12 protein-coding genes are annotated in these 12,227 nt (G+C 37.1%); all 12 read right to left on the bottom strand.

What is annotated here, in order from left to right; all coding sequences use genetic code 11:
- Positions 1 to 143: 143 nt before the first annotated feature.
- Positions 144 to 980: a putative RNA methyltransferase gene (locus tag ACVRWY_RS06530; protein WP_354369313.1), complete on the bottom strand. Its 837-nt coding sequence runs from the start codon at positions 978 to 980 to the stop codon at positions 144 to 146.
- Positions 981 to 987: 7 nt separating this feature from the next.
- Positions 988 to 2,904 carry an ABC-F family ATP-binding cassette domain-containing protein gene (locus tag ACVRWY_RS06525; protein WP_354369265.1) on the bottom strand — a complete coding sequence of 639 codons (1,917 nt, stop codon included), beginning with the start codon at positions 2,902 to 2,904 and terminating at the stop codon, positions 988 to 990.
- Between the two features lie 63 nt (positions 2,905 to 2,967).
- The gene (locus ACVRWY_RS06520; protein WP_354369267.1) at positions 2,968 to 3,333 is read right to left on the bottom strand and encodes a hypothetical protein; all 366 of its coding nucleotides are present in this window, start codon (positions 3,331 to 3,333) and stop codon (positions 2,968 to 2,970) included.
- Between the two features lie 7 nt (positions 3,334 to 3,340).
- A complete protein-coding gene (locus ACVRWY_RS06515; RefSeq protein ID WP_354369315.1) occupies positions 3,341 to 4,051 on the bottom strand; it encodes a M57 family metalloprotease in 711 nt (236 codons plus the stop codon).
- A gap of 102 nt (positions 4,052 to 4,153) precedes the next feature.
- Positions 4,154 to 5,395, bottom strand: a complete 1,242-nt coding sequence (locus tag ACVRWY_RS06510) for a sensor histidine kinase (protein ID WP_354369269.1) — start codon at positions 5,393 to 5,395, stop codon at positions 4,154 to 4,156.
- Complete coding sequence (locus ACVRWY_RS06505; RefSeq protein WP_354369271.1) at positions 5,392 to 6,084, bottom strand: response regulator transcription factor; 693 nt, start codon at positions 6,082 to 6,084, stop codon at positions 5,392 to 5,394. Before ACVRWY_RS06505 ends, ACVRWY_RS06510 begins: the two co-directional genes overlap by 4 nt.
- Complete coding sequence (locus ACVRWY_RS06500; RefSeq protein WP_354369272.1) at positions 6,085 to 6,705, bottom strand: GTP pyrophosphokinase; 621 nt, start codon at positions 6,703 to 6,705, stop codon at positions 6,085 to 6,087. It lies immediately after the preceding gene.
- Between the two features lie 9 nt (positions 6,706 to 6,714).
- Positions 6,715 to 7,485: an alpha/beta hydrolase gene (locus ACVRWY_RS06495; protein WP_354369274.1), complete on the bottom strand. Its 771-nt coding sequence runs from the start codon at positions 7,483 to 7,485 to the stop codon at positions 6,715 to 6,717.
- Between the two features lie 143 nt (positions 7,486 to 7,628).
- Entirely contained in the window at positions 7,629 to 9,290 is a 1,662-nt protein-coding gene (locus ACVRWY_RS06490) for a ribonuclease J (RefSeq protein WP_354369275.1), read from the bottom strand.
- Positions 9,291 to 9,451: 161 nt separating this feature from the next.
- Positions 9,452 to 10,057, bottom strand: coding sequence for a DUF4767 domain-containing protein (locus tag ACVRWY_RS06485; protein ID WP_354369277.1), 606 nt, complete (start codon positions 10,055 to 10,057; stop codon positions 9,452 to 9,454).
- Positions 10,058 to 10,483: 426 nt separating this feature from the next.
- On the bottom strand, positions 10,484 to 11,242 hold the full coding sequence (locus tag ACVRWY_RS06480; RefSeq protein ID WP_354369279.1) for an ABC transporter ATP-binding protein: 759 nt from the start codon (positions 11,240 to 11,242) through the stop codon (positions 10,484 to 10,486).
- Positions 11,239 to 12,108, bottom strand: a complete 870-nt coding sequence (locus ACVRWY_RS06475) for an ABC transporter permease (protein ID WP_354369281.1) — start codon at positions 12,106 to 12,108, stop codon at positions 11,239 to 11,241. The genes ACVRWY_RS06480 and ACVRWY_RS06475 overlap by 4 nt, the downstream gene beginning before the upstream one ends.
- Positions 12,109 to 12,227 lie beyond the last annotated feature (119 nt).

Here is a 12,227-nt window from a genome sequence, read left to right as displayed (position 1 = left end):
ATGAACCCTTTCTAATGTGAGTTTCGTCGCTTTTCATTATAGGTCATATGGGACCTTTTTCTATATTCAAAAAGGCTCCATAATTTCCACGGTGTTCTTACCCACTACAGAAATTATAGAGCCAAAAAAAATCGCTAGGAATCCTAGCGATTTTCTTTATATCCGATAAGTAAAACAGCTTCAACTGTCACTTCAGTAATGCTATCTAGATTTAAAAGGTTGGAATCAACATGGAAGAAAAGCGGTGTCATCTCCACAAAAGCCCTAAGATCTTCGGGGCTGATAGGATAGGTTTGTGATACCAACTGTTCTTGGAATCTTGGATAAAACTTAGCAAAATGATTAACCACGCGATGCTGGTCATAATCTGCTTTCTGAAGTTGATTTTGAGCCAAACGTCGAAGCTCTTTTAGATGATTGGGACCTGGAACGAGTTTGATGACAAGACCATCATCTTTCAATACACGATTAAATTCTTTGTAGTGGGCGGGCGAAAAAATATCTAAGATCCCATCCATTACCTTATCTTGAATAGGGAGCTGTGTCAAATCTCCTACAAACCACTTAACCGCATAGGTTTTATCTGCCTTACTAGCCAGAAGAATCGACTCTTTTGAAAGATCAAAAGCAAAAAGATTCAACCCCAAATCATCCGATAAGCATCTAGAATAATAACCTTCTCCGCAGGCTACGTCTAGAAGCTGAGTAAGGCTTTCTCTATGAACTACTTCCTTAATGGCTTCATAGATATGACGATAATAGCCATTCTCTAAAATCTTCTGACGATTTTTAAAACTGGTCTTATCATAATTATCAGAAGATTTCGCTTGAGGAGCTAGGTTAACATAGCCAAATTTGGCTAAATCAAACACATGACCCTCTTCACACTTTAAGAAGGTCTCACCATAACTCAAGGCCTCATGACAAATAGGACAGGCAAAAACATGCTGACTATCTGAAAAGCGGCTACGCTTATTGATTACCATTTTAACCTTCTACCCTTTCTGCAAGCTCTTCCCACTCTGATAGGAGACCTTCTTGCTCTTCTATAAATTGATCTAGTTGTACTTGCATGGACATTAACTCATCTGCTTGATTGGTTAATGCCATTTCTTGCTCAAGTTTTGTCATCTCAACTTCAATCACTTCAATGCGTGCTTCAATTTCTGATAAACGTCGCTGTAATTTTCTGTATTCTTTTTGATTAGCCTTTTGTACTTGATAATCATTAGAAGCATCGGGAGCTGCTGCCAAGCTGACTTGATTTGTTTCTGCAGCATCTAATTCTCTCAATGCTTCTAGCTCCGCTTTTTTCTCAATATAATAATCATAATCGCCTAGATAAAGCGTACTTCCTGTCTCAGATAACTCTAAAACTTTTGTTGCCACTCGGTTAATGAAGTAACGATCGTGACTAACAAATAACAAGGTCCCATCAAAATTAATCAAGGCATCCTCAAGTACCTCTTTACTATCAATATCCAAATGGTTTGTCGGCTCATCCAATACAAGAAAATTGTTATTTTCCATAGAGAGTTTAGCCAAAAGTAAACGAGCTCGTTCACCACCTGAGAGCATAGAAACTGATTTTTTGACGTCATCTCCTGAGAATAAAAAGGCACCCAATAGACGACGTATCTCTACCTCAGGAACGGTCGAGAAACTATTCCAAAGTTCATCTAAGACAGTGTTTGAGGGAGTTAGATTGGCTTGTGTTTGATCATAATACCCCATCTCGACATTAGCACCATAGCGAAGCTCTCCTGAAATAAGAGGGAGTTGTTTAACAATAGATTTGATAAAAGTTGATTTTCCAATTCCATTTGGCCCCACAATAGCTACTGCTTCATGCTTGTTCAACTCAAGCTCAATAGGAGAAGACAAAATCTTTCCATCATAGCCTATGGAAACGTCACGTGCCGTTAAAACAACGTTACCTGAGGACTTTTCAGCAAAAAAGGTCATATGAGCAGACTTTTGTGATTGTCCTGGTTTATCTAAACGTTCTATTTTTTCCAACTGCTTACGTCGTGCTTGAGCACGCTTTGTGGTTGAGGCACGCGCAATATTTCGACGAACAAAATCTTCTAATTGAGCAATTTCCTTAGCCTGCTTTTCAAATAATTTTTCCTGCGTTGCTAATTTTTGAGCTTTTTGTTCCATGAAACTAGAGTAATTGCCAACATAGCGATCAAGTGAGTTAGGGTTTAAATCTAGAGTCACTGTTGCCACTTTATCTAAAAAGTATCGATCGTGACTCACAATAATCAAAGCTCCCTGATAGTTGGCTAAATAATTTTCTAGCCAAGCAATCGTTTTGATATCTAAATGGTTTGTCGGCTCATCAAGTACTAGCAATTCAGGTTTTTCTAAAAGCATCCGTGCCAAAGCCAAACGGGTATTTTGTCCGCCTGATAACTCTGCAATTGGAGTTTGCCACATGCTTTCTGGAAACTGAAAGCCATTTAAAATCGCCTTAATATCTGCCTCATAAGTAAAGCCGCCTAACAGCCGAAACTCTTCCGAGAGTCTATCATAATCTGCCATCAGCTTATCTAATGTAGCCCCTGATGAGCTCCCCATATCCAACTCCATGGCACGCAACTTTTTCTCCATCGCCCGCAAATCCGAAAAGACTAGGAGCATCTCATCAAAAATAGTATTGTTTGATTCAAAGCGACTATCTTGTGCCAAATAAGACAAGGATAAATCACGCTTCAAAGTCACGTCACCTGAGGTGGGAGACTCTTCGCCAACGAGTATTTTAAGAAGAGTTGATTTCCCCGCACCATTTCGCCCAACCAATGCAATACGATCTCGTTCATCTACTTGAATGTTAATATTATCGAAAAGAACGTCACCTGAAAAGGAGCGTTCTAGTTTGTTTCCATTTAAAATAATCATGACTCTATTATAACAAAAAAAATCAGCCCTACTCAATCTTTTAAGTAAGGGACTGACTTTTTTCTACATAAATTTTAAGTGTTCTAAAATAGCTTGATTTTTCATCATTAAATAGATGCCTACAACAATGACAAGCGTAAAAATCAATAATTTCACTAGACCTTCAACAAAGCGTAAAATAGACATCATTATCATGGATAGGACCAACCAAATAAAAGGTGAGTTACCAATCAGTTTTTGTAAAGATTGCATATTGTCTCCAATCAAGACACGGACAAATGTGGGAATATAGTCTCCGACACTTAGATTAAGATGAGATAGGATACTCATACTAGTTGCCTTTAACCAAGCAAAAACTCCTGTGTTAAAAAATAATAAAATAACTTGCTCTGGGTAACGTCTAGCATAACGCTTAAATTTACGGTACATAAAACTCCTATTGATACAATTCTTGGACAGCTAATAGATCTGTTTCTTGGATACCATAGGTGGATCCTGCAGACTGCATGACTGAAACTTCTGCATCATCGTGGTCAAGTCCGATAGCATGTCCCAACTCATGCTCTGCTGTATGAACAATACGGTCAAAATCATAACCATATTCCTCATTTAGTAAATAATATGTATTTAATTTCACATCAACATGTTTTAAACGGTTAGTCAGCATATTTGTCTCGCTTTCAGCTAAACCTGCTGCTTGCGTTTGAGCATCAGAATAGTCTGTTGCAATAATATCAGCTTGATCTTTATCTGTTGTCATGGTAAAAGTAAAGACACCCGTAGCATTCCAGTTAGCAATAGCTGTTTCATAAGCTGATACTAGGGTAGGATCAGTCGACTCCAAATAGACAGTTGCCGCATTTGTCTCCCAACGGCTCCCTTCGGTATGAGAATAATTATCCACTGATAGATTAGAAAGGTTATTGGCAACATTATTAGCTAATTGGTTACCATTTCCCTGAAGGACTTGACGAAGCGTCTCAATACCTGTAGAAAAAACATCTGAAACCGATGATGTTTGCTGATTAGTAAAATAAGTAATGCCCCAAAATAAAAGAGCAACAATCACCACTGCTTTCACTAAACTCCAAATTAAAGATAAGATTAAGCGTGGAATAAAAAACAACACTTTTACAATAAATCCAATGAGATTTTTCATGTTCTACCTCTTTCGTATGTCATAAAAAATCCTAAAACTTGAGATATTAGTATAACAGGAGCTAACTAAAAAAGCAAGGAGAAACCTTGCTTAGGGATGACTAGATGGAAAAACAACTCTAAAACTAATATGATTATTTTTATAAGTCACTCCAATACGTCCTTTAAATAACTTGACCAGACTTTCTGCCATAGAAAGACCGATACCATAGCCAGATACCTGCTGATTATGAGACTCATCTTGACGATAAAAACGCTCAAAAAATTTACTATAATCAACAGCTTTTCCATCTGAAAAAGTATTTGAAACCTCTAGCTTAATTTTTTTTCTACCTAACCTAGATAGACTGACTATTACTTGACCAGTTGGATCACAATATTTATTGGCATTATCAACAAGAATGGTAACCAACTCAAATAGTGATTTCTCCTCAGCTTCAACAAACAGTCCTGGTGTAATACTTAAGGTAAATTGCTTGCCATCTTTAATCACTGGTCCTTTAAAATCCTCTGCGGCATCCTGTGTAATAGCAGAAAAATCACACTTGCTTAAAACAAGATCGGCTTGCTCTTCCAATTTGGCAAGTGTCACCATGCGATTAATCAAGTCGGTCATACGTTGTACTTGATCTTTGGTAGATTTACTCCATTCACTCTCTCCATCTAACATTTCTTGTAGTTCCGTATTGGCAGAAATGATAGCTAGAGGTGTTTTTAATTCGTGTCCTGCATTTGTAATAAAGCGTTTTTGTCGCTCTGCATTTTCAATATAGGGACGGATAGCTTGACCAGAAAAAATAGAAATCACAACAATGAAAAATAGCATACTAAAGATAAACATATAGATCGAAAGAATTAATAACTCGGGTCTTTCTTCTATATAATCTGTAATATCTAAATAAATGATTCTTGTTTTTTGATTGGACAAAGGTTCAGCTAGATAGGCGTAATAGTGTTGTTGGTATTTAAAGTAAGTCACCTTATTTTTAACATCAGCCTTATCAATCAAATCATCTAAATCATCTGTTGCAACATCACTGGCTTGCTGCATATTAGATTCTATTAAAGTTCCCTTTGAGTCTATTAGGAGTGTAAAATAGTGCATTTGGGATAGACGTGTGCTAGATAAAGAGCTGTTACTTAATGAAAAATCTAATTTATTTTTACTTGGCAAGGTACCAGCATTATCAGATAAAATTTGCATAATGGTATTAACTTCATTGTTACTTTGGATATAACGGGCTGAATTAAAGACTACCATAAAACCTGTCAAAACAAGAAAAACAGCTATAGAAGCGATCGTGATAAATTGTATTCTTAACTTTCTAATCATTCGACCTCCTCTCTAATTCTCAAATGATAAGACTGATTTTCGTCACCAATAATTTCAAGGTTGGCCCCAATCGCTTTTAATTTCTGGCGAAGATAGCTCACATAGATATAAACATAGCCTTCATCTATTTCAGGATCCTTATCTTTTGCCCATAAATGCTGAAAGATATCTTTAGTCCTTAATTCCTTACCATGATTTAACATAAAGAATGCCATCAATTGACTTTCCTTATTAGATAATCTAATTGTGTTAGAAGTCGCTAACTCCTGCTGGGAAGTATTTAAAATAATATTACCAAGATTTAACACTTTATCTGTAAAACTATGCAAACGACGTTCTAAGGACGCCATCCGTGCGAGGAGCTCTTTTAAGGAAATAGGCTTTGTGAGATAATCATCAGCACCCGTTTCAAGCCCTGTTACTTTATCATCGAGTCCTGACATAGCTGTCAACATCACAACATGGGTCTTATCTCCACTTGATCGAATCTCTGCTAAAGCTTCTAAGCCACTTTTAACAGGCATCATAATATCTAATATCATGACATCAAAAACCTGTTCTTTAGATTGATCAATCGCTTCTTGCCCATTTGATACTCTAACAACCTGATAACCTTTATGCTCCAAAGCAGCTGTATAAACACGAGCTAATTGTTCTTCATCTTCTGCTAATAAAATAGAGAGCGTCATTTAATCACCACCTTCTTGGATGAGTTGTCTAATAGTTTGCATACTAAGATCACACGACGCCAGCTCATCTGCACAACGTTTTAATTCTTTTACCAAGCGTTCTGGATTTTTGATGTCATGCTTATATTTCATCTGATGCTCCAAACTCGCCCACGAATCCATAGCAATAGTACGTAATTGAACCTCAATAAAGTATTTCCCCTGCTGATGACCAAGACAGTCTGGAAAAGGAGTCTCTACTTCTAAAATCAAATGATAAGAACGATAGCCATTTGGTTTTGGTTTGCTGACGAAGTCCTTTTCGTTATAAACTGAAACACCTTCTATTTTCTTGATAAAATCAACTAAGAAAAAAATATCTTCAACAAAGCCACAGATAATGCGAATCCCAATACTATCTTTGATTTCTCTAAGAGCCGAGTGAGGATGAAGCGGTAAGGATTTTCTTTGACATTTATCCATCATGCTTTCTTGGCTTTTAACACGGGCTAAAAAATGTTCATATAGTTTGAAGCCTGTTTGTAACTTCTGTTGCTTATTTTTTTCTTCAATTTTTTCTTGAAAAGACTTTAAAATTAAAGGTAGATAAGCCGAATATTCTCCGTAGATCTGATAACTCACTTCATCCCCCTAACTTAAACGCTCTTCTTCAACATAATCAATGGGCAGCCAGCGTAAAAATTCTTCTAATTGCTTTTCCCAATAATAAAATTCATGTTTACCTGGCCCAGTACGGTACTCAATATCTAACCCCAATTGTTTAAAGTTTTTGATTGCTTCATTATTGGCTTCAAATAAAAAGTCTTCTACACCACACCAAGCATAAAATTTTGTTTTCCGATCTGTTTTTTCTGCTAAATTTTGGAGATTATTCTCTCCTTTTTCAAACGCTTCAGCATCCCCAAAAATCCCTGACCAATAAGGTGAGTTTAAATTTCTATCATCCAGTCCTTTAAAACTAAGTGCCCCAGAAAATGATCCAGCATAAGAAAACTGCTCTGTTGCCATAGCGAGTTTAAAAGCGCCATAGCCTCCCATTGAGAGACCAGCAATAAAAGTCTTCTCTCGTTTCTTAGTCATATTAGGAAAGAAACGTTGCATCACCTGTGGCAATTCCATTGCAAGAGCATCAAAATACTTCATTCCATAGCGGGTATTGGTGTACCAGGCAAGATCCGTTGAAGGCATGACAACAATCAAGTTGGTCTTTTTGAGTAAACGCTCAATAGCTGACCGCTTTTGCCAAGAGTTATGATTCCCGCTCATTCCATGTAAGAGGTAAAGAACTGGAATATCCTGACAGTCAGGATCCGCTACACTAAAACCATCTGGATAGATAACATTAACTTCACGCTCCATCTCTAAACAATCTGAACGATATTCAATTTGAAAAAATGCCATATTTTCTCCCTTTCAACTTATGATTAAAACAAAAAAATCTAAAACTTTACAAAACTGGTAGAAAAAAAGGAACACCTGAATATAAACTCCAGCTCTTCCTTTCTCCTTATTTTCCATCAACTGACCTTACAGCTAATTTAAGCTCATCGCACTTCCATTACTACTGGAAGAATGGCTGGACGGCGTTTGGTTTGATCAAAAAGGTACTTGCTAACTTCATCACGAACAGCTGACTTTAAATCAGACCAATCAAAACTATCTTGCGCTAAATATTCTTCTACAGTTTTATTGACAATATCTGCACTCTCACGTAAAATGTCGCGACTCTTCTTCACATAAACAAAGCCACGGGTATTGATTTTAGCTTTTGAGATAATTTTTTTCTCTTTTTTATTGACCGTAATAGCCACGATAAAGATACCATCCTCAGATAATACTTTGCGGTCACGAAGAACGATATTGCCCACATCACCAATAGCATTACCATCAATCATGACATCACCAGCAGGAACGCCTCCTTGATGGAAAAAACCATCCTTTTCAAGTACCATGATATCCCCGCGTTTCATGATATAAATGTTCTCTGGTAAGATACCAATTTCTTGAGCTAAATCTGCATGAGCTTGTAATTCACGGTATTCACCTTGGATAGGGAAAAGATATTTAGGTTGTAAAAGATTCATCATCAATTGTAAATCACGTCCATTAGCATGACCTGATACACGCAGATTTTGTGTAATAAGTTTAACACGTCCACCTGCCTTATAAATCATATTCTCTACCCGAGCTACTACTGCTTCTTTAGCGATAGATGGTGTTGTGACAATATACACCAAGTCCCCATCTTTAATCTGTACATAACGATGACGTCCAATGGACATCTTACTCAAACCATTGATTGGCTCTCCCATCCGACCTGTTTCTAAAATAATCAACTCGTGGTCCTCAAAACGAGACATATCTTTTGGTTTGACCATTAATTTTTCATCTGATACACGAAGTTTTTTCAAACGTATAGCTGTACGCACAATATTTTCTGCATCAAACCCTGTTAGGACAACACGACGCCCATTTTCTGCCGCTGCATCAAAAACTTGTTGAATACGAGCAAGGTTACTAGCAACAGCTGCCACAATGATACGACCTTCCCAATTTGAAATCACATGATCAATCTCTAGACCAACCTCTGCTTCACTAGCAATTTGAACATTGCTATCAGCGTTAGCAGAATCAGATAAAAGAGCTAAGACCCCTTCGCGACCAATTTCAGATAATCGTCTAAAATCCGTTTGATAAAGACTTGATGCCGCTTGATCAAACTTAAAATCACCTGTATAGACGATATTTCCTTGATCTGTTCCCACAACAACACCTAAACTTTCTGGGATAGAGTGGGTAGTTTTAAAGAAGGAAATAACAGCATCACCAAATTCAATCTCCGTATCGCTATCAACAATATGAAAATCCTTAAATTTCTTAGTCGCATCATTATTTTTAACCACTAAACGTGCTAACTCAATGGTCAACTCAGAACCAAAGACAGGAACACGAACATGTTGTAAGATAAAAGGCAGTGCCCCAATAGCATCAGCGTGGCCATGCGTCAAGAAAATCCCTTGAATCCGATTTTTATTTTCAATCAGATAATCCAGATTAGGAATCACCATATCCACTCCAAGTTGATCGTTTTCAGGATATTTTAAGCCCGCATCCAAGACAAAAATGGAATCATTTACTTCTGCAATATACAGGTTTTTCCCGTTTTCACGAACACCACCCAAGGCAATAATTTTAATATCGCTCATTTTTTCTCCTTAAAATTTATTTTAATATACTAACGGTCCTTGCTTTAAGCAAGTCGAATTACAGTTGGTAACAAAAGTTACAGTCTCTTACATTATAGCATAAAACAAAGGCAATTCGTACCATAAAACAACCTCTTCGGCTGAAAAGGTTGTTTTTACACTTATTGATTAGCGATATTGGCAAAGCCTGCGCTTAATTCTTGGTTTTGTGTTTGTTTCACATACAAACGGTTATGAGGCATCCCCCCTTGATTTTGGGCGCTATACAAAACAACTGGTTGACCTGAGCGATTAAAGGTAAAGAAATAGCGATGGATACTATTAGCCCCATAAACATAACTATATACGGCAACAATATTATAGTCTGAGTTTCCTGTTCCATCAAGAGATTTCTCAACTGAAATATCATAACTATCATTCATAAAGAAATTAAAGCTTAACCATTCATCAATGCCTTCACTTTTATACCCAGGCTGGTTCATCTCATTACCCCAAGAAACCATAAAACTGGCAAGTTGTTGTGCTTTATCCGCATTCCATAGGGCTGTTGCTGTCGCAACTTCTTGAGTATAAGCTTCTTTGACACTACTTGATGAAGATGATGAAGATGTAGAACTTTCTGATACAGCGGTCTCACTCTTTTGACTTGATTGACTAGTTGATTGACTTGATTGGCTTTCTTCTTTGACAACTGTTACAACCTCTGACCGATTCTGACAAGCTGTTAAAAGTAATAAAACAAGCAATAGACCTAAACTTTTTTTCATACCTTATCTCCTTTTTATCATTTTAGCATACTTTAGCTAATAGTCAAAGAGTGACGTAAAAGGGATTTGACAACACAAAAAGGGAGTGAGAAAGAGATCGATCAAAAAAAAAGAGTTGGTCAACAAGTCTTTATTTCCAGTTGTTGAGCTGAAACAGTCTATCCCCAGACTGCTGCACTCCCACCCCCGAACAGCTCAAACTGTCTGGGAGACAGTTTGAGGCTGGAGATGAAGCAAACTTTGTTCGCAACAGTCGTCATGGTCAGATTTGGAGTGTGAAACACGAATTGCTGAGATTTGCTTCGCAAATCTTATCTCCAACCTTTAACAGTCCACTGGACTGCTAAAGCCAATCAACCACTGCGCTGAGATGTTGATACGAACTTTGAGAAGTGGCGCTGGGCTTTTTGCCCAGCCTGTAGTTTCTTATTCAAATAAACTATAGTAATCTGAAATGGAAAGTTTTTCTTTTTCTTCCTTGCTTAAGTCCTGAATGATTTTTCCATCTTTCATGACGATCAAGCGATTGCCATATTTCAGAGCATCTTCCATATGATGTGTAATCATTAAGGCGGTTAATTGATCTTCTTTAATAAAATGATCTGTCAAAGTCATCAAAGCAACACTTGTTTTAGGATCTAAAGCTGCAGTATGCTCATCCAAAAGTAATAAATCAGGGCGTTTCAAGGTTGCCATCAATAAACTAAGCGCTTGACGTTGCCCTCCAGACAAAAGTCCTGTTGGGGTGTCTAGATGCTTTTCAATACCGTTTCCAATCTGACTAGCTAAATTTTCAAATTCAGCTTTATGCGACTGCAATTGACGGTTCATCAAGCCTCTTTTTTCACCACGATATTTGGCAATCAACATATTTTCTGCAACTGTCATTCTAGGAGCAGTTCCCATCTTAGGATCCTGAAAAACACGCGATAAGTACTTGGCACGTTTTTCAGCTGGCAAATCGGTCACATCTTCTCCAAGAATATGAATGCTACCACTGGTTAAAGGCAAAGTTCCAGCAAGCACATTAAACAAAGTGGATTTCCCTGTACCATTTCCCCCTAATATCGTCAAAAAATCATGTTCATAAATGGTGAGAGAAACTTGATCTAAAATTGTTTTTAACTCATCAAAACCATTGTTAACCTGTACCGTTGCATTTTTTAATTCAACTATTTTTTTCATCGTGATAGGTTAACTCCTTTAAACAATTTATTTTTGACCTCTGGAATAATCAGACAAGTAGCCAATACTAAAGCACTAAATAACTTCAAATAATTCGTATTAAAGCCAAGCGCTATCACTGCTAAAATTAAAAATTGGTACAAAATAGACCCCACTGCAATAGCAATTAGACGCTCAAGCAAGGTTAAATTGGTTGAAAATAGGACCTCACCGATAATGATACTTGCAAGACCAATAACAATGACACCAATTCCCTTTGAAACATCTGCATAACCATCTTGTTGACTAATAAGAGCGCCAGAGAGGGCAACAATACCATTTGATAAAACCAAGCCCATCAACTCCATCTTATCAGTATCAATTCCAAAACTCTTTGCCATATCTTTATTATCACCTGTTGCAATATAGGCTTGACCTAAGCGAGTATTTAAAAAATAAATCATTAGACCAATCACTAAAATGACAAAAAGTAGCCCAATCACTAAAAGATTAAGCGACTCAGAAAAAGGAAGAAGACTTTGTAGCTTCACCGCATCCAATAGCCCTAAATTAGCCCGTCCCATAATCATTAACATAATAGAATGGCAAGAAGTCATCACCAAAATACCTGATAATAAAGTTGGAATCTTACCTTTCGTATAAAGAAGACCTGTCACCAGACCTGCAAGACAGCCTGCTAATAATGCTGCTAATGTTGCTAGTAAAGGATGGACTCCTGCGGTCATCAGCGTGACAGCAACTGCACCTCCTAGAGGAAAAGAACCTTCTGTGGTCATATCTGGGAAGTTTAGGATACGAAATGTCATAAAAATCCCTAAACCAAGGACTGCCCAAAGTAAGCCCTGTGAAATTGTTGATATAATCATCATATTTCCAATCTAATCAAAAAATACTAGTTCCATTTTAACATAAAACAAAAAATAGGAGAAGGCTTCTCCCATTTAAAACTTTTAATAGTAGGAAATCCCATTAATCATCTTTTCAA

The sequence above is a fragment of the Streptococcus porcorum genome (genome assembly GCF_053203725.1).
This window is presented reverse-complemented; position numbering and strand designations above follow the sequence as displayed.